This window comes from Mesorhizobium sp. P2_C7, assembly GCF_056404515.1.
The window spans coordinates 127,666-152,439 of sequence record NZ_JBFUDW010000009.1 but is presented as its reverse complement, the minus strand read 5'-3'; the positions used below and the strand labels follow the sequence as shown (position 1 = coordinate 152,439).

The following is a 24,774-nucleotide window of genomic DNA, read 5'->3' as shown; positions in this document are numbered from 1 at the left end:
TTCGAGCTTTGCCCTGCAAATCCTGTTGCCGTCCGCGAGAGCGAACACCGCCGCGACTCACACCTCTTCAATGCCTCATTGCCGGGCGGTTTGGCAATTTTCTCGATAATTGGCGGACACGTCAGACTTCGGTCGGCGACCAAGGCTTCAGCTTGATATCGGTCTGGCGGTAGCGGAAAACGATATCTGTGAGGCCAGCGGCATCCTGCATGTCGCCGACGATAAGCTGGATGGCGATGATCTCCAGGATGGCGTCGGCGATGGCGTTGCCAAGGGCGGGAATGGAGATCACCACCAGCCTGTCTGCAGAAGCGACATCCGTACGCCGCGTCACCAGCACCGAGGGGCAGCCGAACCCGGCGACATCGGTGGCGATCTTGACCTCGCGGCCGTCGCCGATGGCGATCAGTCCGGTCGCCGCATCCTGCGATTCCATCGGCCCATGCAGGTAGTTCAGCGTGTCCCATCCCGATGCCGGTACCCGAACCGCCTCACGGATCAGCATCGCCGCCTCGCCGGCATTGGCGAAACTGACACCTGCGCCGACGATATCGATGGATGTCCTGCCCTGCAGCAGCCGTGCCGCCTGGCCGGCCGCCTGCTCGGCACCGGAAAGAACAGTGGCGACCGCGATTGGCAAACGCGCCCAGTCGAAGCTGTTGCCGGCGAGCCTGTCGATCAGCATGCCAAGCGCCAGCAAGGTGCCGGTATAGCCAGTCGAACTCGCACCATTGTCGGCGCCCGAATCCGTGGCAAGCACGGCGCCGGTCAGATCAGCCAGCGGATTGTCGCTGCCACGGCATACAGCCAGCCGCGGTGCCTCCGACGCCTCTTGCATGACATCGGAAATTTCGCGGCTCTGCCCCGAGGCCGAAAGCGCGATGAAGGCATCCGCTGCGGCATCCGTGTGGCCATAGAGATCGGTCGGCGTGTAAGCGAAGGCCCGCATGCCGCACGCGCGCAGATAAAGCGCCCCGGCAAGGGCGGCCTGATAGCTGGCGCCAATGCCGGCAAGCCCGATCGCCTTACCGGCAAGGACGTCGACATCGAGACCATCGAGCGACCTGGCCACTGAACGCCTGCCGATCTCGAGACTTTCCGTCTGGCGCGCCACCGCCTGGCGGTAGCCGATACGCTTCATCATTCAAACGGCTCCGATTTGTGAGGACACACCTTGGCCGGCAAGTAGCCGCCTGGCCAGCGCGACCCCGCCGAGCACCGGCGGTTCGCGTAGTAACAGCACCTGGCTCGGCGGCGAGACTTTCGCCATGGCGTCGACGAATGCCGCCATCAACATCGGCTGCTCAGATATGACGCCACCGCCGGCCACGACAAGGGCCGGATTGGCGCCGCGCTCGATCAGCAGTTCGACCAACGCGGCAAGCCCTGCCCCGCCTTCCCTGATCACACGGACAGCCAGCGCCGAGCCGGCGATCGCCGCGTCGAACACGGCATTGGCATGGCGGCCCCAGACCGCCGCGCCGCGCGTTTCGTTGAGCAGGATGCCAAGCTTGGTCTGGTCGTCAGTGCCAAGTTCCCGCATCAGCGCTCCAATCAGCGGGTCGCTGGCATCCTCGCCACGGTCGAGCGCGCGGCGGATTGCCTTGGCCGCCTCACGCACAAGGGCAGGCGCGCTGCCTTCGTCACCGAGGATCCAGCCCCATCCGCCGGCAGCCAGCATCTTGCCTTCAGCCGTGCGTGCGACCGCAATCGAGCCGGTGCCCGAGACGACGCCGATGCCGTCGACATGGCCAGCGGCGGGCACCATCAGTTCGGCATCGTTGACGACCTGCACCGCGCCGCCGGTCCTGGCCGCCAGCAGCGCCTGGAAGCGAAGGCACTGTTCACCCGTGTCGCAGCCATGTGCGCCGACCGCCAGGGCAGCGGGCGCCATGCCGCCACACAGATTGACGACGATGCCGGCCAGCTTCGTGGCATCGGCCTCCATCTCACGGATGCGCCAGGTCTCGGTCACCAGCACCTCGTCGGCGATCGTACGTTCGCCCAGGCACACCATGATGCGCGTCTTGGTGCCGCCGATATCCACGCCTGCAATCATTTTCTGGGTCAACGACATCCACCGCACAAGCCGGACGAAGCGGGTTGCCGCGTCCATTCCATATTAGTTAGGAAACTTTACAAACTATCTTTCCAGACGGCAAGAACTATGATTTGATAATCGTCGTAAAAAGCGCATCAAGCGCATTGGGAGATTGCAACATGAGCAGGAGAAGGATTGGCCTGGCCCTCGCGGCCGCGTCTTTCGCATGGGGACTCGCAGCAAGCGTGGCGCATGCTACCGACATCTCGTTCTGGACGTGGCGCCAGGAAGACAAGGCCGCCTACAACGAACTTTTCGCCGATTTCACCAAGGCCAACCCGGACATCCATGTGAAGTTCGAGTCCTTCCCGGACGAGAACTATCCGACGATCGTCTCGACGGCGCTGGCCGCCGGCAAGGGCGGTGACGTCATCCACACCCACGCTTATGGCTGGCTGGAGCAGTTCGTGAAGGCTGGCTATTTCGAGCCGCAGGACATGACCACCGTGCCCTCGCTCGCCAACCAGCCCGCCGATGCGCTGGTGGCCGGCACCTACCGCGCCGACAAGAAGGTCTATTCACTGCCCTTCGCCTCGCAGACGCTCGGTCTGTTCATCAACAAGGATGTCTTCGCCAAGGCCGGGCTGACCCCGCCGACCACATGGGATGAGTTCATCACCGTCAGCAAGGCGCTCAAGGAAAAGGGCATCTATCCCCTGGCCAACGGCATGGGCACAAGCTGGTTCAACGAGATGTTCGTGGCCATCTTCACCAACCCCTTCCTCGGCCAGGACTTTGTCACCGACCTGGCTTCGGGCAAGACTACCTTCAAGGACCCGCGCTATGTCGCTGCACTCGGCAAGCTGCTCGAGCTGCGCGACTACATGCCTCCCGGTTTCGAAGGCATAGACTATGAAACCGCGGGCCAGCTGTTCATCAGCGGCAAGGCGGCGATGCTGGCCGGCGGCAGCTTTGATATCGCCACCTACAGGACCCAGAACCCGGCGATCAACATGGACTTCGTTGCGCCGCCAATGGCCAAGGCCGGCGACACGCCACAAGTGACCAAATTCTTCGACGGCGGTTATGCCGTCAACGCCAAGTCAGCCAACAAGGAGGCCGCGCTCAAGCTGGTCAACTGGATGGGCACCAAGGAGTTCGGCGACAAGTTCTCGGCCTTGCTCGGCAACATCTCGCCCATCAAGGGCGTCGTCATCAAGGACGAACTGCTCGCCCACGTCGCCAAGTTGAACGAGACGGCCATGCCGCATATCAATGTCGTCTACTTCCGTTTCGAGAAGCCGACGGGATCGGAGCTGCTGCAGGGCGACATCACCAAGATGATGTCGGGTTCGATCACCCCGGACCAGTTGGCCGCCGACCTGACCAACGGGCTCGCCAAGTGGTACAAGCCTTTCCAGGGCAAGTGAAATGAACAACGGCCGGCGCCACACTGCAAAAGCCTTCCCGTGGCGCCGGTCACTCTGGATCGCATCGCTGCTGACGCCGGCCCTGGTGGTCATGGTGCTGTTCGTACTCTGGCCCCTGCTGTCGGCCTTCCGCCTTGCCTTCTATGAGTTCAACGGCTTGCAGCCCACCGGCTTCGTCGGCTTCGAGAACTTCCGCAAGGTGTTGTTCGAGACGCCGTACAGCGACTGGACCTACAATGCGCTGAAGCACAACATCATCGCCTTCGTGGCACTGATGGTATTCGAGAATGGCACCGCGTTCCTGCTCGCCTACGCATTGTTGAAGGCGTTGCCCGGCCATCGCATCCATCAGGTTATCGTCTTTCTTCCTGTCGTGCTGTCGGCGGTCATCGTCGGCTTCCTGTGGAAACTGTTCCTGCATCCGCTGTTCGGGCTGGTGAACCAGACGCTGGCGCTTGTCGGCATCGGCGCCATCCCGTGGCTTGGCAATGAATCGACCGCCTTGGGCAGCATCCTGTTCACCAACATCTGGCACTGGCTCGGCTTCCCGACATTGGTCCTGCTGGCCGGCATGCAGCGCGTCGGCAAGGAAGTGATCGAGGCCGCTCGTCTCGACGGCGCCGGCGACTATGTGCTGATGACCCGGATCATCTGGCCGCTGATTGCGCCGAGCGTCACCATCGTCACCATCCTGACCTTCATCGGCAGCTTCAACTGGTTCGAAATTCCCTATGTCATGGCTGGCCTTACCGGCTCACCCGGCGGCGCCACCGATGTGCTCGGCCTCTATTTCTACCGCACCGCCTTCGGCAGTACGACGACGGGCATCCAGGATTTCGGCCAGGGCAGCGCACTGGCCGTGATGATGTTCATCATCGTTGCCGGCGTCACCGCAATCGCGCTTCGCTACCTGCGCCGTCGCGAGATCGAACTGTGAGCGCAGCAGCCGGCAGCCGGGACCGCGGCGAATTGTTGAAGAACGGCGCCATCCAGCTGATGCTGGCGCTCAATGCCGTCATCATGATCTATCCGCTGTTCGTCATGGTGATCTCGTCCTTCAAGACCAATGCGGAGATATTCAGTTCGCCCTTCGCCATGCCGTCGAGCTTTTCGCTGACCAATGCCGAACGTGTGTGGACCGAGACCAACTTCGTCCGCTACCTCGCCAATTCGGTCGGCATCACCACGGCAGCGGTAGCTCTGATCCTCTTGTTCAGCACCATGGCCGCCTACGCGATCGCCCGCTACCAGTTCAGGCTGAGCGCGCTGGTGCTGATGTTTTTCCTGAGCGGCATGACCGTGCCGTTGAAACTGGCGATCATCCCGCTGTTCATCCAGCTTGATACGCTGGGACTGGTCGACAGCTATGCCGGCCTGGTGCTGGTCTATGTCGCCATGGGCATTCCTTCTGCGGTGTTCATCATGACCGGCTTCCTCAGAACCTTGCCGCGCGAACTGGAAGAATCGGCGCGCATGGACGGCGCCAGCGAATTTCGCATCATGCGCTCGATCATGCTGCCGCTGGCGCGCCCGGCTCTGGTCATCGTCGCGATCCAGAATGCGGTTCCGATCTGGAACGATTTCTTCTTCCCGCTGGTGTTGATCACTTCGGACGATCTCAAGACGCTGCCGCAGGGCCTCACCGTCTTCGTCGGCGAGTTCACCACCGACTGGGGCGTCCTGTTCACCGGACTGACGCTGGCGGCACTGCCCATCACCTTGCTCTACATCGTGCTCTCGAAGCAGTTCATCTCGGGCATCACCCAAGGCGCGGTCAAATAGGGCGCGGTCAAATAGACGAGGATCCTTTCAAGTGGCCAACCAGAACAAGATCATCATCACCTGCGCCGTTACCGGCTCGATCCACACGCCATCGATGTCGCCGCACCTGCCGGTAAGCGCCGAGCAGATCGCACAGGCCGCGATCGAAGCCGCCGAGGCAGGTGCAGCCATCGTCCATCTGCACGCGCGCAATCCCGCCGATGGCCGTCCCGACCAGTCGACCGAGGCCTTTGCACCCTTCTTGCAGGTGATCAAGCAGCGCTCGGACTGCGTGATCAACATCACCACCGGCGGTGCCGCGACGATGAGCGTCGAGGAACGGGTCAAGCCGGCGGCGACCTTTGCGCCGGAAGTCGCCTCGCTCAACATGGGCTCGATGAATTTCGGCCTCTATCCCATGCTGGAGCGCTTCAAGACCTTCGAGCACGAATGGGAGCGGCCATATCTCGAAGGGTCGCGCGATCGCATCTTCCGCAACACCTTTGGCGACATCGAGTACATCCTGCGCACCTGCGCGGAAAACGGCACGCGTTTTGAAATCGAGTGCTACGACATCGGCCATCTCTACACGCTCGCCCATTTCGTCGAGCGCGGCCTGGTCAAGGCGCCGTTCTTCGTTCAGAGCGTGTTCGGCATCCTCGGCGGCATCGGCACCCATCCGGAGGATGTCGCACATATGAAACGCACCGCCGACCGCCTGTTCGGCAACGACTACCATTGGTCGGTGCTGGGCGCCGGGCGCAGCCAGCTGCCCATCGCCACCCAGGCGATCGCGCTGGGCGGCAATGTGCGGGTTGGGCTGGAGGATTCCATGTGGATCGGCAAGGGCCAGCTGGCGAAATCCAGCGCCGAGCAGGTGCGCAAGGTGCGCCAGATCATCGAGGGGCTCGGCGCCTCTGTGGCCACCCCCGACGAGGCGCGGCGGATCCTGCAACTCAAGGGCGGCGACAAGGTCTCTTTCTGAGACGATTTTCTTTTCCCGAGGCCAGATCTTTCCCAAGGATGACACGATGAGCGCGCTTTCCATCACCGATGTCGAGAAGGCCTATGGCAAGGCGAAGGTCATCCACGGCGTGTCGGTGGACATTGCTTCGGGCGAATTCGTCACCCTCGTCGGCCCATCCGGTTGCGGCAAGTCGACCTTGCTGAGGATGATCGCCGGGCTGGAAGACATCAGCACCGGCGAGATCGCGCTCGAAGGCAAGGTCATCAACGACATCGCGCCGAAATCGCGCGACATCGCCATGGTGTTCCAGAACTATGCGCTCTACCCACATATGACCGTGCGCGAGAACATGGCTTTCGCGTTGACGCTGAAGAAGGAAAACAAGCGCGAGATCGACGACAAGATTGCGTGCGCCGCGACAATCCTGGGACTGCAGGACCTGCTTGAGCGCTATCCGCGCCAGCTTTCCGGTGGCCAGCGCCAGCGTGTCGCCATGGGCCGCGCCATCGTGCGCGAGCCGAAGGTCTTCCTGTTCGACGAGCCGCTCTCCAACCTCGACGCCAAGCTGCGTGTGCAGATGCGCACCGAAATCAAGGCGCTGCACCAGCGCCTGGGAACCACCATCGTCTATGTCACTCACGACCAGGTCGAAGCCATGACCATGGCCGACAAGATCGTCGTCATGAATGGCGGTATCGTCGAACAGGTCGGCGCCCCGCTCGACCTCTACGACCGGCCGGCCAACCTGTTCGTAGCCCAGTTCATCGGCTCGCCGGCGATGAACATCCTGCAAGGGCGCAGCACCGCCGACGGCTTCACCACCGGAGACGGCATCGTCTTCCCGCTGCCTGTGCCGGAACAGACCGAAAGCGCCGTCGCCTGGGGCATCCGGCCCGAACATCTCAGGCTTTCCGACAGCGGCGTGCCGGCAGTTGTCGAAGTGGTCGAGCCGACCGGCTCGGAAACCCTTGTCATTGCCAAAGCCGGCAACAACACGCTGAGCGCGCTGCTGCGCGAGCGGATCCGCGTGATGCCGGGTCAGCACGTTTTCCTGGCCCCGGACCTGACGCAGCTCCATCTGTTCAACGCCGAGGGTCGGCGCATCACGTCCGCGATCCAATAGATCGCGGCGGCAAGATAGCCACCGATGAGAAAAGGCAGACGCCGGCGCCTGCCCTTTTTGTCCTAGCCGATCAGATGCCTCAGAATGCCCGCCGAGGCGACCCCGATCAGCACGGTCGGCAGCATGGAGAACCGTGTTGCGGCGACAAAAGTGATGGCCAGCGCCAGAAGGTCAGCCGGGTTCCTCGACACGAAGGCCGGTGCGATCACCGAGATCAGCACGCAGCCGGGCGCCGCCTCCATCACCGCCGTGGCACGGACGCTGAGCGTGCGGTTGCGCAGCACGAGATAGCCGCCGATCCGGGTCAGATAGGTGACGCCGGCCATCAGCACGATCGTGAAAAGGGTCGTCGCGTCGATCATGCTTCCCTCCAGAAGAACCAGGCCGAGACCAGCCCCGACACCGCACCCGCCGCGACATACCAGGCGCCGGGAACCATGAGATAGGTCAGCGCGGCGACGACCAGGCTGACCAGCCAGGGCCGCGCGGCGGCTACGCCCTTCCACATGCCGCGCATCAACACCAGGAAGACGGCCGGGAACGCCATGTCGAAACCATAGGTCTCGACATGGCCCAGCATCGGGCCGAGCAAGGCACCCAGCGTGGTGAAGGCCACCCAGGTGAGATACATCGCCAGCGCCGCACCCATATAGTAGCGCGGGCTGAAGGCTGGCGTGATACCAGCCGCGGCGCGCTGCCTGGCGTCGGCAAGCCCGAGCGCCCAGCTCTCGTCGCATAGGAAGAACAGCGCCGGAAACATCTTGCGCCGCGGCAGGTGACGCAGGAACGGCGCCAATGCCGCCCCCATCAGCAGGTGCCGGCTGTTGACCAGGAAGGTGATGGCGACGATGAGCACGATGTGCGGCGGCGACGTCCACAGCTGGATCGCCGCGAATTCCGAGCCGCCGGCGAAATTCAGCCCTGTCATTGCCGAGAGTTCGACGACGCTCAAGCCTTTTTGGGTGGCCTGGGCGCCGAGCACCAGCGCATAGGGGATGGTGCCGAACAGCACCGGCGCGCATGACGCCACGCCACGGCGGAACTCGGACGTCGAACCATCGCCTGCCGCCTCGACTGCCTGTGAAATGCTCATGATTTGCCATCGGTCGGCCTCGCGGCCGCCGCTTCCAATTGCGTTTGAAATCAGTGATGTCGGCGGCAAACATACCAACACCGTCCAGCAATTTGGTTGCGAAGATTGTTGTATTTCATTTGATGTTGGCATTGAGTGTCACAAGTCGCCAAGAAAATGGAATCTGTAGCCATGAAGCTGGATGAGATCGACAAGCGCATCCTGCGGGCACTGCAACGCGACGGCCGCATGGCCAACAATGATCTGGCCAACGAGGTCGGGCTGTCGCCATCGCCTTGCCTGCGGCGCGTGAAGCTGCTGGAGGAGGCCGGCGTCATCGACCGCTACGTCGCCGTGCTCAACCCAGCCAGCATCGGCAAGGGGCTGACCTTCTTCACCCGCATCTGGCTGAAGCAGCAGGACGAGGACACGATCGAGCATTTCGCCACCGAAGTGGCCAAGCTGCCGCAGGTGATGGAATGCTATCTGATGCTCGGCGATTGCGATGCCCTGGTGCGCGTGGTGGCGGCCGGCATCGACGATTACCGCCGCTTCCAGTCGGAGCATCTGAGCCGCATCAAGGGTGTGCAGAACGTCAAGACCGACGTCCCCAGCCAGACGATCAAATACACATCCGAACTGCCGCTATGACGCATGTCACCCGAAAGTGTGAAGCGGTTTTGGGACCACGACATGCGTCCAAAAACCATGTCGCCCAAAAGTGCGAGGCGGTTCTGGGAGCGTGACACGCCGCCTGTAGAACGCGGCAGGGACGACCGGAAAAGGCGCCAGTTAGACTGGATAAAAAATGCAACCGGAATTGTAGGATCGGCCTCAGAGCCAGCGTCCTTCGGACGCAAGCAGCGCGTTGCGCTGCCCTCTGGCATGGGAGAAAAACATGAGCCTTTCCTATCGTTGGGTCATCGTCGCGGCTGGCGCGCTGATGTCCTGTGTCGCCATCGGCACGATGTTTTCGCTGGCGATATTCCTCGAGCCGATGGCGATCGACACCGGCTGGTCGCGCGCCGGCATTTCGAGCGCCATGACCCTCAACTTCCTGGTGATGGGCCTTGGCGGCTTCGCCTGGGGCGCCCTGTCCGACCGTTTTGGCGCCCGCATCGTCGTGACGATCGGCGCGGTGCTGCTCGGGCTGGCGCTGGTGCTGGCCAGCCGCGCCGGCTCGCTGCTGACCTTCCAGATCACCTACGGCGTGCTGGTCGGCCTCGCGGCCAGTGCCTTCTTCGCGCCGATGATCGCGCTGACATCAGGCTGGTTCGACACCAACCGCAGCCTTGCCGTCTCGCTGGTCTCGGCCGGGATGGGCGTAGCACCCATGACGATCTCGCCCTTCGCCCGCTGGCTGATCTCGGCCTATGAATGGCGCACGGCCATGTTCGACATCGGCATCACCGCATGGGTGCTGCTGTTGCCGGCCGTGCTGCTGGTCCGCCAGCCGCCGAAGCCAGCCGTGGCCGAAATCGGTTCCGCACCGGTTGCCGAAGGCGCCGGCCTGACGGCCGGCCAGGCGCTGCGCTCACCGCAATTCATCGTGCTCGGGCTGACCTTCTTTGCCTGCTGTGCTGCCCATTCCGGGCCGATCTTCCATATGGTCAGCTATGCCATGCTGTGCGGCGTGGCGCCCATGGCGGCGGTCTCGATCTACAGCGTCGAGGGCCTGGCTGGGCTTGGCGGGCGGCTTCTCTACGGCGTGCTTGCCGATCGGCTCGGCGTCAAGCCGGTGCTGATCGCGGGCCTGGCGATCCAGGCGATCGTCATTGCCGCCTATCTCAGCATCAGCCAGCTCGAGCAGTTCTACATGCTGGCCGTTATCTTCGGCGCCACCTATGGCGGCGTGATGCCGCTCTATGCGGTGCTGGCGCGTGAATATTTCGGCCAGCGCATCCTCGGCACCGTGTTCGGCGCCGCGACCATGCTGTCCAGCCTCGGCATGGCGCTCGGTCCGCTGGCCGGCGGCATGGTGTTCGATGCCTACGCCAACTATTCCTGGCTGTTCATCGGCTCGGCCATCATCGGCCTTGGCGCGGTCGGCATCGCGATCGCCTTCCCGCCGCTGCCGCGCCGGGAGTTGCAGACGGCGTGATCTTTGGAGTCTAGCCGAAATGGGCTTGCAGCACGGCTCGAAATTTTTGCATCGTCCTTTCGGTTGTCTGCGCATCGGCAGCCGCAAAGCCCATGACAAGCCCGTTTTGTTCCGAGCCGTGACGGTACTGGATCGATAGAGCCGAGACGTTGATCCCCTGTTGGAGCAACGCCTCGGCAATCGCCGCGTCGTTACATCTATCGCGGAAAATGCCGACAACCTGGATGCCGGATTCGGTTGAATGGAAAACCAGCCATTCTCCGAGATGCCTTTGAGCGCTCTCCAGGAAGAACTGCCGCCTGTCCGCATAGAGGCGTCGCATGCGCCTGAGATGGCGGGTAAAGTGCCCCTCGTTCATGAAGTCCGCCAGTGCTGCCTGGGCAAGCAATGGGGCGAACTGGCCGGTCACGCTCAGCGCCGAGACGATTGTGTGGTCTATCGCCTTGGGCGCCACCAGAAAGCCGAGGCGCATGGCCGGAAACAGGATTTTCGCGAAGGTACCGACATAGACCACGCGGTTCGACGCGCCGATGCCCTGCAGCGCCGGTATAGGTTGCCCCTGAAAACGGTATTCGCCATCGTAGTCGTCCTCGATGATCCATGACCGCCAAGTCTCGGCCATGTGCAGGAGATTGAGCCGCTGTTCCATCGGCATGGTTATGCCGAGCGGATGATGGCAGGAGGGCGTTACGAAAATCATGCGCGGAATGACAGGAGGTGGATCGAGGTTCCAGCCTGCATTGCCCACGCGCAGCGGCGCCAGTTTCGCCCCAGCCGAGACGAAAGCCGAACCCGCCCCGTAGTATCCCGGCTCCTCCATCCACACCGTGTCGCCTTCATCGATCAGCAGCCGGGCCAGAAGATCGAACGCCGACTGCGCGCCATTGGTCACGACGATCTGCTCGGCGGTGCACTGAACGCCCCGCGACGCGGTGAGATAGCGAGCGATAGCCTCGCAAAGAGGTGGATAGCCTTTGACGTGATAGGTCCCGAAAAGGTCGATATGCGCAAATTTTGCGCGGCGGCTGAGCAGTTTCGACCAGGTGTTGAACGGAAAATTATCCGGGTCCGGCATGCCAGGATGAAATGCGAGCATGCCGGGTCGGCCGTGATGATAGGGTTGGGCGAGCATGGCCTGCCCGCGCAATGATATCGGATTCTCACCCTCGACCGATACATGCTCCGCCGCGGTCGAACGGGTCGGCAGATCCATTACCACCGAGGGCCGGCGTGGCCTTATCGCCAGATAACCCTCCAGCGCCAGCTGGTCGCAAGCGGCAATCACCGTGTTGCGGCCCACCTGCAGATCCCGCGCCATGACCCGTGTCGAGGGCAGCGCATGGCCGCTCGGCAGCACGCGCCGTTCGATCAGACCGCGCAACTGGACGTAGAGCTGCCTGTGCAGGTTGGCGGAACTGCCGCGATCCAGCGCAATGCCGTCGATTGGAAAACTCGTCTTCATCGTGGTTCCGAAAAATCAATGCAAACTGGTTCTAACAATGGAACCAAAGCAGTCCTACGCTCAAGAAAAATGCGTTCAGGTTCAGGTGGGGCTGACCAATGCAGTGCATAAGGGTGGGAGTGATCGGTGCGGGTGGCGTCGCCCAGGTCGAGCACATCCCGAATCTGCTCAAATTGCACCGGCAGTTCAAGATTCTCGGTGTCTACGATCCTTCGCGCAAAACCCGCGCCTTTGTCGGCGAGGAATTCGGCCTTGCTACATTCGCCGATTTCGACGGACTTCTAGCGATGCCCCTTGACGCCGTGGTCATAGCCTCCCCCGATGCCTTGCACTGGGAACAGGCTCTCGCCGCCTTCGCCCGGGGGCTGCACGTCTTCTGCGAAAAGCCGCTTTGCTACAGCGCCGGGGACATCGACGACCTGATCGCCGCCAGGGATCGCGCCGGCAAGGTGCTTCAGGTTGGCTACATGAAGCGTTTCGATCCGAGCTACGAGGCGGCGCTGAAGATGCTGCCGGGCACGGCGCGGACGCTTCGCTACATTTCGGTCGAGGTCAACGATCCCGACGCCTGGCCGTTCGTGCGGCACCATTCCACATGCAGGGGTGACGACGTCGCGGTGGATCTGGTTGCCGCGACCGAAGCCAGGCAGCGCGAGCAGGTGGATCGAGCGGTGCCTGGACTGGATGATCCCGACGCCTTTCGTGGTTTTGTCGGCGCCTATTGTTCAGCGATCGTGCACGACGTGAACGCCGTCCACGGGCTGCTCGATGCGCTCGGCGTCACAGATGGCGACATTGTCGGCGCCTCGCTTTTTGCCAGGGGTGAAGGCGGCCAGGGTGCCGTGCGGCTGCTCGGTGGCCAGGCGCTGTGGAACATGGTGCATCTGGCCGTACCTGGGCTCGCCGACTACCGAGAGCGCATAACGCTCTACTTCGACAAAGCCTCGCTCGAACTGGAATTCCCCTCGCCCTATCTCAACCACCAACCGACACGGCTGACCCTGCGCACCAGCGACGGCCACACGCTTTCCAGCCGCGACATCCGCAGCGGATACGAAGAGGCGTTTGTCGAGGAGTTGAAGGGTTTCTGGTCGGCGATCGTCGAAGGCACGCCGGTGCGTAACACCGCCGAGCAGGCGCGTCGCGACATGAAGCTGCTGGCCGGGCTCACCCGGCGCCACCTTGCCCAGCTCAAGCAATCAGGAGCTCGCCCGTGACGGTTCGCATAGGCATAAACCCGATCACCTGGAGCAATGATGACGTGCCGGAACTCGGCGGCGATACGCCACTTGAGGTCTGTCTCGGCGAGACCAAACAGGCCGGCTATTCCGGCACTGAACTTGGCGGCAAGTTCCCGCGCCGGTCGACCGAGCTGAAGCCGATCATGGAGCGCTATGGCCTAGCCGTGATTTCCGGCTGGTATGATGGCCGCTGCGACGAGAAGGAAGTCAGCGCGGAAATGGATGCGATCATGCCGCATCTCCAGCTGTTGAAGGATATGGGCGCGGCGCATGTCGTTTATGCCGACACCTCGCGCGGACGCCATGACGCCATCTGGGGACCGATCTCGCAACGCCCGGCACTGAGCCCGCAGGAATGGCCGGCCTACGGCCGCAAACTGACCGCGCTGGCCGAGCGGATGGCGGATTTCGGCGTGCGCATGGCCTTTCACCACCATATGGGGACCATCGTCGAGACCGATGCCGAGGTGGCCCTACTGATGCGCCACACCGGCGAGGCGGTCGGCTTGCTCTACGACACCGGCCATTCGATATTCTCGGGCGGCGATCCGCTGGCTTTGATCAGGGCGCACGTAAAGCGCGTCGTGCACGTGCATTGCAAGGACGCGCGCAAGGCCGTGCTTGATCGGGCCCGCGCGCAAGACATGAGTTTCATGGGAGCGGTCATGGACGGGATATTCACCGTTCCCGGCGACGGGTTCATCGATTATCCCTCGATTTTGCGCGTGCTTGCCGACAACGGCTACGGCGGCTGGCTGGTCGTCGAGGCCGAGCAGGATCCCAGCAAGGCCAACCCGCTGACCTATGCGACAATGGGATTCCGGAATTTGTCGCGCATGGCTGGGGAAGCCGGATTTACTGTCAGGGAATGATCGAGGCCACTATTCGGCCTCCAGGGAACCAGTGCTGATGAATGAAACTGGACAGAGGTGTGCGAAGATTCAGGTCATGGAATAACAACACACCTTGAAGGGGCAACTGGACTGCCGACCGTAACTGCGGCGGCGGAAAACAAACAGGAGGTTGTTATGTTTTCGCTTGCGAAATTAATAAAGCCTGCGCTCGGCCTGCTGGCCGGCGTTACGATGATGGCGGCGGCCACCAGTCTTGCGGCCGCCGATGATACGCACGTGGTGTTTGTAACCCATGGCCAGAGCGGCGACCCCTACTGGTCGGTCGTGAAGAACGGCATGGACGATGCGGCCAAGACCCTGGGCGTCAAGGCCGAATATCTGGCGCCCGAAACATTCGACATGGCCAAGATGGCGCAAATGATCGATGCCATTACAGCCTCGAAGCCCGATGGGATGGTTGTTTCGATCCCCGACGCCGCGGCCCTTTCAGGTCCGGTCAAGAATGCCGTTGCCGCCGGCATCCCGGTCATCGTCATCGACTCTGGCGGTTCGAAGCTGACCCATGATCTTGGCGGCCTGCTGTTCATGGGACAGGACGAATTTCAGGCGGGCGTCATGGCCGGCGAGCGCATCAAGGCGCTCGGCCTCACCAAGGCGGTCTGCGCCAATCACGAGGTGGGCAATTCCAGCCTTGACGATCGCTGCGCGGGCTTTGCCAAGGGTCTGGGCGTCGATGTTCCGGTGATGAACGGCGTCATCGACCCGACTGAAATGAAGAACCGCATGATCGCCTATATGACCGCCCATGCCGATACGCAGTTCATTCTCGCTGTCGGCGCCAGCGGTGCCGAACCAACGCTGGCCGCGCTCGATGAAATGGGCCTCGCGGGCAAGGTGAAAACCGGCACGTTCGATCTGTCTCCCACTATCCTGCAGGCCGTTGTTGCCGGCAAGATGGAGTGGGGCATTGACGCCCAGCAATATGCCATGGGCTATATCCCGGTCGCGATGTTCGACCTTTGGAAGAAGTATAAGATCATGCCGATCGCCGACTATCCGACAGGCCCCGGTTTCGTCACCAAGGATACTGCCGCCTCGGTCATCGATCTGGCAAAACAGGGCAAGCGTTAACCGCTGGCGGCCGGGCCCCGGCCCGGCCGCTTTCACCGACGAAGGTAACGCATCCATGGCTGCAGAGGTTCGCGACGAGCGGATCCGGTCCGTCTCCCGGCTGAGCCGCCTGTTGAGCAGGCCGGAACTTGGCGCGGCGGCCGGGACCGTTCTGGTCTTTGTGTTCTTCGCCATCACGGCGGGAAATACGGGACTTTTCAGTGCCAAGGGGATCATCAATTTCCTCGAGGTCTCGGCCCAGCTTGGCATTCTCGCCGCACCCGTGGCCCTGTTGATGATCGCGGGCGAGTTCGACCTGTCGGTAGGCTCGATGATTGGCTTTGCCGGGATCCTGATCGCGATCCCTTCCGTATTCTGGGGCTGGCCCATCTGGCTTTCGCTGCTGTTTTCCTTCGCTGTTTGCGGCGGTATCGGTGCGCTCAACGGGCTCGCCGTCGTCAAGACCGGGCTGCCCTCCTTCATCGTGACGCTCGGAAGCCTGTTCATGCTGCGCGGCCTGACGCTCGGTCTCACGCGCGGCATATCCGGGCGGACCCAGGTTTCGGGCGTGCATGAACTGGCGTTGAACGATCCTCTCAACAGCCTGTTTTCAGGCCAGGTGTTTTCCGGCCTGATCGCCTGGCTTTCGGACATCGGCCTGGTCGGCAAGCGGGCGGACGGACTGCCGTCGATTTCCGGCATTCCGGTGTCGATCGTCTGGTGGATCGCATTGACCTTGATCTGCACCTGGTTGCTGACGCGCAGCCGCTTCGGCAACTGGATCTTCGCCGCCGGCGGTGAAGCCAACGCCGCGCGCAACCTCGGTGTACCGGTGGCGCGCACCAAGATCACGCTGTTCGTCATGACGGCCATGGCGGCCGCGCTCTTTGCTGCGATCCAGGTCCTGGTCACCGGCTCGGCCGACACGCTGCGCGGCACCCAGAAGGAATTCGAGGCCATCATAGCCGTCGTCATCGGCGGCACGCTGCTCACCGGCGGCTACGGATCGGCCGTCGGCGCCATGTTCGGCGCATTGATCTTCGGCGTGGTGCAGATGGGCATCTTCTACACCGGCATAGACACGGACTGGTTCAAGCTGTTCATGGGCGCCATGATGGTCATCGCCGTGCTGTTCAACAGCTATGTGCGCAACCGCGCCATGAGGAGCCGGTGATGGCCGAGCCCTATGTCGAACTGAAGTCGGTCAGCAAGTATTTCGGATCGGTCGTTGCGCTGAAGGATGTGTCGTTCGACGTATGTCCGGGCGAAGTCCATTGCCTGCTCGGCGACAACGGCGCGGGCAAGTCGACGCTGATCAAGACGCTGTCCGGCGTCTACGCGCCAGACGAGGGTGAAATCCGCGTCCAGGGCAAGCCGACGAGGTTTGCGTCACCGGCCGATACGCGCAACAGCGGCATCGCAACGGTCTATCAGGACTTGGCTTTGGTGCCGCTCATGAGCGTGGCGCGAAACTTTTTTCTCGGGCGCGAGCCAATGCGCAAGTTCGGCCCGATCAGCCAGTTTGACGCCGAGTTCGCCAACCGCACCGCGTATGACGAATTGTCGGCGATGGGCATCCAGCTGCGCGATCCGGAACAGCCTGTCGGCACGCTTTCGGGCGGGGAACGGCAGTGCCTAGCCATCGCCCGCGCCGTTTATTTCGGCGCCAAGGTGCTGATCCTGGATGAGCCGACATCGGCGCTGGGGGTCCATCAGGCATCCGTCGTCCTGAAGCTCATCGTCCAGTCCAAGGCGCGCGGCATCGGCGTCATCTTCATTTCCCACAACGTTCATCACGCCTATGTGGTCGGCGACCGCTTTACCTTGTTGAAGCGCGGCAGATGCACCGGCACCTACGCGAAAAGCGAAATTGATCGCGATCAGTTGCTCAATCTGATGGCCGGCGGCAAGGAACTGGTCGACCTGGAACAAGAACTCAATAGAGCGGTCAAAGGCAGCCCCGCGTAGGGGAAGTAAAGGTCAACCAGCTGGCGCAAAGCCGACGATTGTCGCCTCGACCGGTCCTGCCCTATCCGAAGATCCGCTCGCCCTGCTCGTCCACCAGTTGGATGCCCTTCTTGATCGAGATGTCGACGGCGTCGTCGAGCCCGGCGAAGCGGTCGGCACGGATGAATTTGTGCTCCTTGACGACGCCATCGACCTCCTTGGAGACGACGCCGCAGGTCTGGTACTGGCCCTCGGCCTTGTAGGGCGTGGCGCTGATCAGGAACCCCTTGTGCTCGACCTGCTTGGCCGGCGCTGCACTTTTTGGTTCACCCGCCTCGGCTTCGCCACCGCCACCGAAAAGACGTTTTAGAAAAGACATCGCTCAAATCTCCCTGTTCGCCCTGCAATCGCGGCCTGCCCTGTTCGCGATTCACGACGCTGTCGTTCCAGAATGCGCGAATGTGCCGCCGCATTCCAGCCCCCTGATGAAGACGTCGGCTGGCAGATCGATCTCGTCAGCCTGCCGCGGCCGGTCAATCGAAATGACAAAAAGCCCGGGGGTTCCCGAGCTTTTGCCTGTTCTGGCTTTTGGCGGTACTGGACGGGCGGCCTCAGCCGCGCGACAGCGCTTCCAGCGCCTCGGCGGCACCTTCGAGAATGGCGATCGCCTCGGCCTGCTTGTCGGCCGGGGCATCGACGAAATCGCCGAGAGCCGCACGCAGCCGGTGACGCACGGCGCGGAATTCGTCGCGCGCTTCCGAGCGGCCACCACGACCGCCGCGACGCCCGCCCTCTTCGCGCTCGTCGTTCCAGCCGAACCAGTCGCGCGCCTTGGCCATCTTGCGGCCGAAGCGCTCGAGGTGGTCGAGCACGCCGTCGATCATCTCGCGGTTGTCGTTGAGATGCGCCTGCCCGGCTTCGGTGATCGAAAACACCTTCTTGTTGCCGTCGGCCGCGGAAGCGGCATAGCCGGCTTCTTCCAGGAAGGTCAGCGTTGGGTAGACCACGCCCGGGCTCGGGCTGTAGATGCCGCTGGTGCGCTCTTCAAGCGCCTTGATGATGTCGTAGCCGTGGCGCGGTGCCTCGGCCAGCAGCGACAGCGTGATCAGCTTGAGATCGCCGTCGGCCAGCATGCGCCCGGCGCGGAACATGTCGCCCGGCCCGCCGCGTCCGCCGCCACGACCGCCATGGCCGAACGGGCCAAAGCCGCCGCCACGGCCGCCGAATTTGCCGGCCATGTGCATGAACATGCGCTCGCCGAAATGATTGTGCCCGAATTGCTTGTGCATTGATTGCTCCTTGAGTTCTATCTTACGATATATCTTAATTAGGCACACCAATCGCTGGAGTCAAGATATATCTTACGATGTATCTGAATGCGACTCCAGAGGCTTGCTTTTGCCGGAACGCGCCGCTAGAAGGCCCGCGAGCGCCACGGCTGCTCCGTAAGCGTCTGACGTCAAGCAACGCATCCAACCCCGGTCTTTCCGGGCAATTGCGCCGAAAACCGGCGAATGGATGCCAAATGCGACGGACCGGACACTTCAGGGAAACTCCCAAAATGACTGAAAGAAATCGGCGCAGGAAGCTGCCTGCGCGCTATGCTGCCATCGTCAGCCCGCTGGTGCTGTCACTGTTGATGACCTTCATTGTCTCATTCATCTCGACACTGAAAAGCCTCGGTTTCCACCCCAGCCTGCCGTCCATCTGGATGACCGCCTGGGGTCTGTCCTGGCTGGTGGCGTTTCCAACGCTGCTGCTGGTGCTGCCGATGGTGCGCCGCATCGTCGGCGCGCTCTGCGAGCCGGCCGGCCGATAGGTCCGCCAAAGGGAGGTCCGCAAATGGTTCCGGACCTCCTTTCGCCCGGTCGCCGACGAGGAACCGCTACCAGCGGCCGTTGCGCCGGTTCCAGGCGTAGAGCAGGTCGGCGAACCGATCATAGGCAAAACGCGTCAGCGGCAAGGCAACCGGATTGCCGAACACCGTCGCCAGCCAGCCCTCGCCCGGCGTTGCCTGCCACACGGCAATGGCGACATCGGCGCCGACCAGCAGTCGGCCGTCAGCGTCGGTCGCGTGCAGCCGGCGACGGATATCCTCAAGCGAAGCGCCAAATCCGGCAAGTGCCGCCGGTTCAAGGTTGATGTCGCGAAACACGATCCGTCCGGCCTTGACCGCTTCGATCAGCCGCCGCTTTTGCCGGCTGATGCCGGCATCGCAAACCGGGCAGCGTGTGTTGTACCAGACGGTCAGCAAAGGCTTGGTCCGTTGCTCGGGCATGATCCTTCCAAAACCCGGCACCTGCTTTCTGGGGTCATGCTCAGCCGTGGCCATGCCTGTGGTGCAGGTCGGGATAATGCGGATGCCGGTGGCGCATGGGCGCATGCCGGTGCCAGTGCGAATGCGGCTCGCTCACCGGTCCGTCATGATGGTGCTGGTGGTGCTCGTCATGCACATGGCTGTGCTCGTGTTCGAGTTCCTCGTGGTCGTGCTCGTGCTCATGGCGTTCCGACAGATGCAGCCAGAGGCCGAAGGCCATCAGAAGCCCGGCGACCGCCAGCTTGAGCGTGACGGCGTCACCCAGGATGGCGATTGCCAGCAGCGCGCCGATAAAGGGGGCGAGCGAGTAATACGCCCCTGTCCGTGCCGTGCCGAGATGACGCAGCGCCACGATGAACATCACCAGGCTGACCCCGATGGCAAAGAAGCCGACAGCCGCGGTGACCGCGACGATCGACGCTGGCGGAAACGAAGCCCCGCCGGCGAGCGCCAACCCGACATTGACGACACCAGCCACCAGCCCTTTGAGCATGGCGATCACCACAGGGTCAGTGGCCGAGATCTTGCGTGTGAAATTGTTGTCCAGCCCCCACGCCAGGCAGGCCGCGGCGACGAGCACGGCACCAAGGTTGAAGGCAACGCCCTCACCTTGCCACGACAGCAGAACGGCGCCGGCCACGATGGCGAAGGCGCCCAGGAGCAGCCGGCGGTCGACATTCTCGCGGTAGACGAGCCAGGCGATCGCCATCGTCGCCAACCCTTCGAGATTAAGCAGCAGCGCAGAACTGGATGCGGTATTGAGGCCGAGGCCGAACATCAGCAGCACCGGCGCGACGATGCCGCCGGCGCCGATCGCCAGCAGCAGCCATGGTATGTCCCTGGCGGTCAGCTGCGCCTCGCCGCCGCCGCCGCCGCGAGCCGAGCGATAGAGGGCCAGCCCGGCGCCGGCGCCGAGATAGAGCAGACCGGCCAGCATGAAGGGATTGACGCTGTCGAGCAGCAGCTTGCACAGCGGCGGCGCAGCGCCGAACAGGATGGCGGAGCCAAGAGCTAGCGGCACGCCGGGCCACAGATGCGCATGTGAATTCGGTTCGGACATGGCCGCATCCTAGTGCATGTCGCCCAAAACTGCGCAGCGGATTTGGGCGACATGCATTACACAAGGACCTGAAGCGCTTCAGCCTCCGCGCTGTTCTGAGAGCACTACCCGAGCGAGGTGATGATCTCGCGGTAGGCAAATTCGGGGAAGGCTTTCAGCGTCCGCGTCCTGATGTTGCCGGCCGCCGCCAGCATCAGCGAGAAGCGAGCCAGGACCGCGTCGTCGGGCGCTTCGACCACGGCCACCATGTCGTATTCACCCATGGTCAGGTAGAACGCCTTGAACGATCCGCCCATGTCTCCCAGCTGCTTCCTGGCGGCGTCGAGTCGCTTCGGTGAATCGCGCACATTTCTGGCGCCCTGTTCCGTCCAGTTCATCAGCACGATATAGCTTGTCATGCACACCTCCCTCCGGGCCACGGAGCACGGCGGCTTCGCCGGGGCGGGCATCCGGGTTTGTCGCCCAGAAAATGCATCCGACGTCGAAATTATCCTCCCGCAGCGAACATCCTGCAAGGACTACCGCGCCGACGCCCGTCGCTGGCTAAAGGCGAGCCTCGCGAGGCGGCGGCAAAGCGACGGCCGTAAGACGGTCGGCGCCGACCAGAGAAAGCCGGTTTTAAAACCCGCCTGATTGCGGCAATCTCGGTCGTGGCCGTCGATCTGGCGGAAATCCCCGGCCGGCAACCGAGACCGATCCAGCTGCCGGAGAGCTTCATGCGCGAAACCATCGACCTGCCGCCGGAATCGATCGAGAGTCCTGCCGCATGGACCGGCGATGACATGGCGAAACATCCTGAGCGTTGGCTGGTCGAACTGGACGCGGGCGACGTCGCGGAACTGGAGTTGGCGGCAACCGGCTTTCTCGCCCGCTCGCAGGACATCGGCAACCTGACCAAGGCTGACTTCCCCTTGCCCCGGCTTGTCGGCCATCTTGCCGCCCTTCGCGAAAAACTGATCGCCGGCATTGGCTTCGAGGTGCTTCGCGGTCTCCCGGTTGAGAGATATTCGGCGGAAATGGCGGCAACGATTTTCTGCGGGATTGGCGCGCATCTGGGAAGCGCACGATCCCAGAATGCCCAGGGCCATATCCTCGGCCACGTCCGCGACATAGGCGCCGACGCCAGGGACGCCACAACGCGCATCTACCAGACCTCTGAGCGCCAGACGTTTCACACCGACTCCGCCGATGTTGTTGGTTTGCTCTGCCTGCGCGATGCCATGCAAGGCGGCGAGTCCCTGCTGGTGAGCACAGTGACGATCTACAAGGAGATGCGCAAGAAACGGCCCGACCTCACCCGCCTGCTGTTTGATCCGATCGCCACCGACCGGCGCGGCGAGATACCGGAAGGGGAAAAAACCTACTTCGAAATCCCGGTCCTCAACTGGCATGCGGGATTGCTGACCGGCATCTATCAGCGCCAGTACATCGACAGCGCGCAACGCTTCCCGGATGCCATGCGGCTCAGCGCCGCGCATATCGAAGCGCTGGATCTCTTCGACAGCCTTGCCAATGATCCCAGACTAAACCTGTCGATGCGGCTTCGTCCCGGCGACATGCAGTTCGTCTACAATCATTCGCTGCTTCACGATCGCATGGGCTTTCGGGATTGGCCGGACCCGGACAAGCGCCGCCACATGCTGCGGCTGTGGTTGTCAGTGCCGGGCGACCGACCGCTGCCCGAGTGCTTCAGGCAGCGTTACGGCTCAATAGAGATCGGCAAGCGGGGCGGCATCATCGTCAAGGGGACGCGCCTGAACGTGCCGTTGTGGTAGATCGACAGCGGGCGGACGCCCCAGGCCTTCGCGGCGTTGATGCCCTTCGAAGAGCACACCGCAGCAGGCATCGGTATCGGCGTCAATTGAGCTGGCCGGCGACGACGCCGTCCCTGCTCAGCTGTCCAAGAAGCTCCTGAGCTTCCGGCTACGGCTTGGATGCTTCAGTTTCCTGAGCGCCTTAGCTTCGATCTGGCGGATGCGCTCGCGGGTGACCGAGAACTGCTGGCCGACCTCTTCCAGCGTATGGTCGGTGTTCATGCCAATGCCGAAGCGCATGCGCAGCACGCGCTCCTCGCGCGGCGTCAGCGAGGCCAGCACGCGCGTGGTGGTCTCGCGCAGATTGGCCTGGATCGCCGCGTCGATCGGCAGGATCGCCATCTTGTCCTCGATGAAATCGCCTAGATGCGAATCCTCCTCGTCGCCGACCGGCGTTTCGAGCGAGATCGGCTCCTTGGCGATCTTCAGCACCTTGCGCACTTTTTCGAGCGGCATGGCGAGTTTTTCGGCCAGCTCTTCCGGCGTCGGCTCACGGCCGATCTCGTGCAGCATCTGGCGCGAGGTGCGCACGATCTTGTTGATCGTCTCGATCATGTGCACCGGAATACGGATGGTGCGCGCCTGGTCGGCGATCGAACGCGTGATCGCCTGCCGGATCCACCATGTCGCGTAGGTCGAGAACTTGTAGCCGCGGCGGTATTCGAATTTGTCGACCGCCTTCATCAGGCCGATATTGCCTTCCTGGATCAGGTCGAGGAACTGCAGGCCGCGATTGGTGTATTTCTTGGCGATGGAGATGACGAGACGCAGATTGGCCTCGACCATTTCCTTCTTGGCGATCGCGGCTTCGCGCTCGCCCTTCTGCACCTGGTTGACGATCTTGCGGAATTCCAGGATCGAGATCGCCGTTTCGGTGGCCAGATGCTGGATTTCGGCGCGCAGGTCGCGGATGGCGTCCTTCTCGTTCTTGGTGAATTCCTTCCAGCCGCGCGAGGTCAGGTTGCCGATCGCGCGCGTCCAGTTCGGGTCGAGCTCGGAGCCCTGATATTCCTTCAGGAATTCCTCGCGGCGCACGCCGTAGCTTTCGGCGAGCCGCAGGAGCTTGCCTTCGTTCTGCACCAGGCGCTTGTTGATGTCGTAGAGCTGCTCGACCAGCGCCTCGATGCGCGCGGTGTTGAGCGAAAGCGACTTCACCGCCTTGATCAGCTGGTCCTTCAGCTCCTTCAGCCGGCGGTCCTGGCTGGGCGACAGCGTGCCGGCCGCGGCCAGCCGGTTCTCGACCTGCTGGTCCTGCAGCTTGCGCAGCTTCTTGTAGGTATCGGCGATGACGTCGAGCGTCTCCATCACCTGGGGGCGGAGTTCCGCTTCCATCGCCGCCAGCGACAGGCTGGCCTCGTCTTCGTCTTCCTCGTCGTCATCGACCAGCCCGCGCGTGTCGGCGCCGACATTGGTGACGTCGTCTTCCTCGTCGCGCGAACGGCGCGGCTTGTCCTCGACCTTGGCTTCCTCGATGCGCTCCACCACCGGCGCCTGCTTGGCCTCGGGTCCGGCATAGGTGGCTTCGAGATCGATGATCTCGCGCAGCAGGATCTTGGATTCGTTGAGCTCATCGCGCCAGATGATGATGGCCTGGAAGGTCAACGGGCTTTCGCACAGGCCCGCGATCATCGTCTCGCGGCCGGCCTCGATGCGCTTGGCGATGGCGATTTCGCCCTCGCGCGACAGAAGCTCGACCGAGCCCATCTCGCGCAGATACATGCGCACCGGATCGTCGGTGCGGTCGGTCGGCTCTTTCTTGGTGGTGGTGGCAGCAACGGCGGTGCCGGTCTGCTCGGCCAGCTCGTTCGCGTCTTCCTCGGCATCAGCCGCAGTGTCTGCGGCCTCGGGCTCTTCGCCCTGCTCGTCGTCCTCGACCACGTTGATGCCCATGTCGGACAGCATCGCCATGGTGTCCTCGATCTGCTCTGAGGTCACTTCCTCGGAGGGCAGCACCGAATTCAGCTCGTCCATGGTGACATAGCCGCGCTTCTTGGCGGCCTTGATCATCTTCTTGACAGCATCATCGGAAAGGTCGAGCAGAGGGCCATCGGTGGCGCCTTCGCGTTCGGTTTCGACCTCTTCCTTTTCCTTTGTCGCCATAGTCTTTATCTTCTCCTAGCGGCCGAACATCAAAGCCGCGTAAGCTGTCGGACCAGTCAAATCGGATGCACTCGCTTATGAGTCGCGCTTCACCGGGCCAGTAACTGCATCTCTCGTTAAGTCCAGATTAACCCTGATATCTGTGGCAGGCAGCTTGCCTGTCCAGTGACCAGTACCTCACATCGTTTATTTCCCGTCGACGCGGGTGCGGGTTAACGTTTCGAATCGTCCTGATTCCGCCATTCTGCCGGAAGGTCAAGCGCCTCTCGCATGATTCGCATGAAAAAAGCGAATCAATTACCCGACTTAGCCCCGCCACGCGCCATTTGGACGCGCAACAGCGCTTTCACATTTCACTCTCTTGCCGAGCCCGT

Annotated in this window: 25 protein-coding genes; 14 read left to right on the top strand and 11 right to left on the bottom strand. The window is 62.7% G+C overall.

Annotated features, from left to right (window positions below):
• Nucleotides 1–121 precede the first annotated feature (121 nt).
• Nucleotides 122–1,144, bottom strand: coding sequence for an SIS domain-containing protein (locus AC1D2G_RS20005; RefSeq protein ID WP_477416060.1), 1,023 nt, complete (start codon nucleotides 1,142–1,144; stop codon nucleotides 122–124).
• Nucleotides 1,145–2,071, bottom strand: a complete 927-nt coding sequence (locus AC1D2G_RS20000) for a BadF/BadG/BcrA/BcrD ATPase family protein (protein ID WP_477416058.1) — start codon at nucleotides 2,069–2,071, stop codon at nucleotides 1,145–1,147.
• Nucleotides 2,072–2,220: 149 nt separating this feature from the next.
• Here AC1D2G_RS20000 and AC1D2G_RS19995 point away from each other — a divergent pair, with 149 nt between their 5' ends.
• The 5 genes from AC1D2G_RS19995 to AC1D2G_RS19975 are packed head-to-tail and all read left to right on the top strand — an operon-like array spanning nucleotide 2,221 to nucleotide 7,322.
• Nucleotides 2,221–3,471 (top strand): extracellular solute-binding protein, encoded by a 1,251-nt coding sequence (locus AC1D2G_RS19995; protein WP_477416056.1) that lies wholly within the window; start codon nucleotides 2,221–2,223, stop codon nucleotides 3,469–3,471.
• 1 nt (nucleotide 3,472) lies between these two features.
• Nucleotides 3,473–4,408 carry a carbohydrate ABC transporter permease gene (locus tag AC1D2G_RS19990; RefSeq protein ID WP_477398704.1) on the top strand — a complete coding sequence of 312 codons (936 nt, stop codon included), beginning with the start codon at nucleotides 3,473–3,475 and terminating at the stop codon, nucleotides 4,406–4,408.
• Nucleotides 4,405–5,253: a carbohydrate ABC transporter permease gene (locus AC1D2G_RS19985; protein WP_095090991.1), complete on the top strand. Its 849-nt coding sequence runs from the start codon at nucleotides 4,405–4,407 to the stop codon at nucleotides 5,251–5,253. The genes AC1D2G_RS19990 and AC1D2G_RS19985 overlap by 4 nt, the downstream gene beginning before the upstream one ends.
• 31 nt (nucleotides 5,254–5,284) lie before the next feature.
• Nucleotides 5,285–6,217: a 3,5-dioxohexanoate:acetyl-CoA acetone transferase gene (gene kce / locus AC1D2G_RS19980; RefSeq protein WP_477416054.1), complete on the top strand. Its 933-nt coding sequence runs from the start codon at nucleotides 5,285–5,287 to the stop codon at nucleotides 6,215–6,217.
• A 46-nt stretch (nucleotides 6,218–6,263) separates the two neighbouring features.
• Nucleotides 6,264–7,322 (top strand): ABC transporter ATP-binding protein, encoded by a 1,059-nt coding sequence (locus AC1D2G_RS19975; RefSeq protein WP_477416052.1) that lies wholly within the window; start codon nucleotides 6,264–6,266, stop codon nucleotides 7,320–7,322.
• 62 nt (nucleotides 7,323–7,384) lie between these two features.
• Here the strand turns inward: AC1D2G_RS19975 and AC1D2G_RS19970 are convergent, their stop codons facing one another.
• Both AC1D2G_RS19970 and AC1D2G_RS19965 read right to left on the bottom strand, forming a co-directional pair.
• Nucleotides 7,385–7,684 carry an AzlD family protein gene (locus AC1D2G_RS19970; RefSeq protein ID WP_095090988.1) on the bottom strand — a complete coding sequence of 100 codons (300 nt, stop codon included), beginning with the start codon at nucleotides 7,682–7,684 and terminating at the stop codon, nucleotides 7,385–7,387.
• A complete protein-coding gene (locus tag AC1D2G_RS19965) occupies nucleotides 7,681–8,415 on the bottom strand; it encodes an AzlC family ABC transporter permease (RefSeq protein WP_477416050.1) in 735 nt (244 codons plus the stop codon). The genes AC1D2G_RS19970 and AC1D2G_RS19965 overlap by 4 nt, the downstream gene beginning before the upstream one ends.
• A 171-nt stretch (nucleotides 8,416–8,586) precedes the next feature.
• Here AC1D2G_RS19965 and AC1D2G_RS19960 point away from each other — a divergent pair, with 171 nt between their 5' ends.
• Complete coding sequence (locus tag AC1D2G_RS19960; protein WP_095090987.1) at nucleotides 8,587–9,045, top strand: Lrp/AsnC family transcriptional regulator; 459 nt, start codon at nucleotides 8,587–8,589, stop codon at nucleotides 9,043–9,045.
• Nucleotides 9,046–9,292: 247 nt separating this feature from the next.
• On the top strand, nucleotides 9,293–10,495 hold the full coding sequence (locus AC1D2G_RS19955; RefSeq protein WP_477416048.1) for an MFS transporter: 1,203 nt from the start codon (nucleotides 9,293–9,295) through the stop codon (nucleotides 10,493–10,495).
• A gap of 10 nt (nucleotides 10,496–10,505) precedes the next feature.
• Here the strand turns inward: AC1D2G_RS19955 and mocR are convergent, their stop codons facing one another.
• The gene (gene mocR / locus AC1D2G_RS19950; protein ID WP_477416046.1) at nucleotides 10,506–11,957 is read right to left on the bottom strand and encodes a rhizopine catabolism transcriptional regulator MocR; all 1,452 of its coding nucleotides are present in this window, start codon (nucleotides 11,955–11,957) and stop codon (nucleotides 10,506–10,508) included.
• 98 nt (nucleotides 11,958–12,055) lie between these two features.
• Here mocR and AC1D2G_RS19945 point away from each other — a divergent pair, with 98 nt between their 5' ends.
• The 5 genes from AC1D2G_RS19945 to AC1D2G_RS19925 all read left to right on the top strand — a co-directional run bounded on the left by AC1D2G_RS19945 (nucleotide 12,056) and on the right by AC1D2G_RS19925 (nucleotide 17,130).
• Nucleotides 12,056–13,174, top strand: a complete 1,119-nt coding sequence (locus AC1D2G_RS19945) for a Gfo/Idh/MocA family oxidoreductase (protein ID WP_477416044.1) — start codon at nucleotides 12,056–12,058, stop codon at nucleotides 13,172–13,174.
• Complete coding sequence (gene iolE, locus AC1D2G_RS19940; RefSeq protein ID WP_477416042.1) at nucleotides 13,171–14,070, top strand: myo-inosose-2 dehydratase; 900 nt, start codon at nucleotides 13,171–13,173, stop codon at nucleotides 14,068–14,070. The genes AC1D2G_RS19945 and iolE overlap by 4 nt, the downstream gene beginning before the upstream one ends.
• 156 nt (nucleotides 14,071–14,226) lie before the next feature.
• Entirely contained in the window at nucleotides 14,227–15,183 is a 957-nt protein-coding gene (locus AC1D2G_RS19935) for a rhizopine catabolism ABC transporter substrate-binding protein (protein ID WP_457152543.1), read from the top strand.
• 55 nt (nucleotides 15,184–15,238) lie between these two features.
• Nucleotides 15,239–16,336, top strand: coding sequence for an ABC transporter permease (locus AC1D2G_RS19930; protein ID WP_457152542.1), 1,098 nt, complete (start codon nucleotides 15,239–15,241; stop codon nucleotides 16,334–16,336).
• The gene (locus tag AC1D2G_RS19925; RefSeq protein WP_477228121.1) at nucleotides 16,336–17,130 is read left to right on the top strand and encodes an ATP-binding cassette domain-containing protein; all 795 of its coding nucleotides are present in this window, start codon (nucleotides 16,336–16,338) and stop codon (nucleotides 17,128–17,130) included. The genes AC1D2G_RS19930 and AC1D2G_RS19925 overlap by 1 nt, the downstream gene beginning before the upstream one ends.
• A gap of 61 nt (nucleotides 17,131–17,191) precedes the next feature.
• Here the strand turns inward: AC1D2G_RS19925 and AC1D2G_RS19920 are convergent, their stop codons facing one another.
• A complete protein-coding gene (locus AC1D2G_RS19920) occupies nucleotides 17,192–17,488 on the bottom strand; it encodes an HlyU family transcriptional regulator (protein ID WP_477416040.1) in 297 nt (98 codons plus the stop codon).
• Nucleotides 17,489–17,720: 232 nt separating this feature from the next.
• Nucleotides 17,721–18,398, bottom strand: a complete 678-nt coding sequence (locus AC1D2G_RS19915; RefSeq protein WP_477416038.1) for a PadR family transcriptional regulator — start codon at nucleotides 18,396–18,398, stop codon at nucleotides 17,721–17,723.
• Between the two features lie 272 nt (nucleotides 18,399–18,670).
• On the opposite strand from AC1D2G_RS19915, the gene AC1D2G_RS19910 reads away from it, so the two are divergent.
• Nucleotides 18,671–18,928 carry a DUF2798 domain-containing protein gene (locus tag AC1D2G_RS19910; protein WP_477416036.1) on the top strand — a complete coding sequence of 86 codons (258 nt, stop codon included), beginning with the start codon at nucleotides 18,671–18,673 and terminating at the stop codon, nucleotides 18,926–18,928.
• Nucleotides 18,929–18,994: 66 nt separating this feature from the next.
• On the opposite strand, the gene AC1D2G_RS19905 is transcribed toward AC1D2G_RS19910, so the two are convergent.
• The 3 genes from AC1D2G_RS19905 to AC1D2G_RS19895 all read right to left on the bottom strand — a co-directional run bounded on the left by AC1D2G_RS19905 (nucleotide 18,995) and on the right by AC1D2G_RS19895 (nucleotide 20,884).
• Nucleotides 18,995–19,387: a thiol-disulfide oxidoreductase DCC family protein gene (locus AC1D2G_RS19905; protein WP_477416034.1), complete on the bottom strand. Its 393-nt coding sequence runs from the start codon at nucleotides 19,385–19,387 to the stop codon at nucleotides 18,995–18,997.
• A gap of 40 nt (nucleotides 19,388–19,427) precedes the next feature.
• A complete protein-coding gene (locus AC1D2G_RS19900; RefSeq protein WP_477416032.1) occupies nucleotides 19,428–20,486 on the bottom strand; it encodes a DMT family transporter in 1,059 nt (352 codons plus the stop codon).
• Between the two features lie 104 nt (nucleotides 20,487–20,590).
• The gene (locus AC1D2G_RS19895; RefSeq protein ID WP_095091717.1) at nucleotides 20,591–20,884 is read right to left on the bottom strand and encodes a GYD domain-containing protein; all 294 of its coding nucleotides are present in this window, start codon (nucleotides 20,882–20,884) and stop codon (nucleotides 20,591–20,593) included.
• Nucleotides 20,885–21,202: 318 nt separating this feature from the next.
• Here AC1D2G_RS19895 and AC1D2G_RS19890 point away from each other — a divergent pair, with 318 nt between their 5' ends.
• Nucleotides 21,203–22,261 (top strand): TauD/TfdA family dioxygenase, encoded by a 1,059-nt coding sequence (locus AC1D2G_RS19890; RefSeq protein WP_477416030.1) that lies wholly within the window; start codon nucleotides 21,203–21,205, stop codon nucleotides 22,259–22,261.
• A gap of 117 nt (nucleotides 22,262–22,378) precedes the next feature.
• Here the strand turns inward: AC1D2G_RS19890 and rpoD are convergent, their stop codons facing one another.
• A complete protein-coding gene (rpoD, locus tag AC1D2G_RS19885; protein WP_095090975.1) occupies nucleotides 22,379–24,400 on the bottom strand; it encodes an RNA polymerase sigma factor RpoD in 2,022 nt (673 codons plus the stop codon).
• Nucleotides 24,401–24,774 lie beyond the last annotated feature (374 nt).

What these genes read in the sequence shown, in the direction of transcription:
- AC1D2G_RS20005 (WP_477416060.1), bottom strand. Translation starts at nt 1,144, where the DNA reads ATGATGAAGCGTATCGGCTACCGCCAGGCGGTGGCGCGCCAGACGGAA.
- AC1D2G_RS19995 (WP_477416056.1), top strand. Translation starts at nt 2,221, where the DNA reads ATGAGCAGGAGAAGGATTGGCCTGGCCCTCGCGGCCGCGTCTTTCGCA.
- AC1D2G_RS19990 (WP_477398704.1), top strand. Translation starts at nt 3,473, where the DNA reads ATGAACAACGGCCGGCGCCACACTGCAAAAGCCTTCCCGTGGCGCCGG.
- AC1D2G_RS19975 (WP_477416052.1), top strand. Translation starts at nt 6,264, where the DNA reads ATGAGCGCGCTTTCCATCACCGATGTCGAGAAGGCCTATGGCAAGGCG.
- AC1D2G_RS19970 (WP_095090988.1), bottom strand. Translation starts at nt 7,684, where the DNA reads ATGATCGACGCGACGACCCTTTTCACGATCGTGCTGATGGCCGGCGTC.
- AC1D2G_RS19965 (WP_477416050.1), bottom strand. Translation starts at nt 8,415, where the DNA reads ATGAGCATTTCACAGGCAGTCGAGGCGGCAGGCGATGGTTCGACGTCC.
- AC1D2G_RS19960 (WP_095090987.1), top strand. Translation starts at nt 8,587, where the DNA reads ATGAAGCTGGATGAGATCGACAAGCGCATCCTGCGGGCACTGCAACGC.
- AC1D2G_RS19955 (WP_477416048.1), top strand. Translation starts at nt 9,293, where the DNA reads ATGAGCCTTTCCTATCGTTGGGTCATCGTCGCGGCTGGCGCGCTGATG.
- mocR (WP_477416046.1), bottom strand. Translation starts at nt 11,957, where the DNA reads ATGAAGACGAGTTTTCCAATCGACGGCATTGCGCTGGATCGCGGCAGT.
- AC1D2G_RS19945 (WP_477416044.1), top strand. Translation starts at nt 12,056, where the DNA reads ATGCAGTGCATAAGGGTGGGAGTGATCGGTGCGGGTGGCGTCGCCCAG.
- AC1D2G_RS19935 (WP_457152543.1), top strand. Translation starts at nt 14,227, where the DNA reads ATGTTTTCGCTTGCGAAATTAATAAAGCCTGCGCTCGGCCTGCTGGCC.
- AC1D2G_RS19930 (WP_457152542.1), top strand. Translation starts at nt 15,239, where the DNA reads ATGGCTGCAGAGGTTCGCGACGAGCGGATCCGGTCCGTCTCCCGGCTG.
- AC1D2G_RS19925 (WP_477228121.1), top strand. Translation starts at nt 16,336, where the DNA reads ATGGCCGAGCCCTATGTCGAACTGAAGTCGGTCAGCAAGTATTTCGGA.
- AC1D2G_RS19920 (WP_477416040.1), bottom strand. Translation starts at nt 17,488, where the DNA reads ATGTCTTTTCTAAAACGTCTTTTCGGTGGCGGTGGCGAAGCCGAGGCG.
- AC1D2G_RS19915 (WP_477416038.1), bottom strand. Translation starts at nt 18,398, where the DNA reads ATGCACAAGCAATTCGGGCACAATCATTTCGGCGAGCGCATGTTCATG.
- AC1D2G_RS19910 (WP_477416036.1), top strand. Translation starts at nt 18,671, where the DNA reads ATGACTGAAAGAAATCGGCGCAGGAAGCTGCCTGCGCGCTATGCTGCC.
- AC1D2G_RS19905 (WP_477416034.1), bottom strand. Translation starts at nt 19,387, where the DNA reads ATGCCCGAGCAACGGACCAAGCCTTTGCTGACCGTCTGGTACAACACA.
- AC1D2G_RS19900 (WP_477416032.1), bottom strand. Translation starts at nt 20,486, where the DNA reads ATGTCCGAACCGAATTCACATGCGCATCTGTGGCCCGGCGTGCCGCTA.
- AC1D2G_RS19895 (WP_095091717.1), bottom strand. Translation starts at nt 20,884, where the DNA reads ATGACAAGCTATATCGTGCTGATGAACTGGACGGAACAGGGCGCCAGA.
- AC1D2G_RS19890 (WP_477416030.1), top strand. Translation starts at nt 21,203, where the DNA reads ATGCGCGAAACCATCGACCTGCCGCCGGAATCGATCGAGAGTCCTGCC.
- rpoD (WP_095090975.1), bottom strand. Translation starts at nt 24,400, where the DNA reads ATGGCGACAAAGGAAAAGGAAGAGGTCGAAACCGAACGCGAAGGCGCC.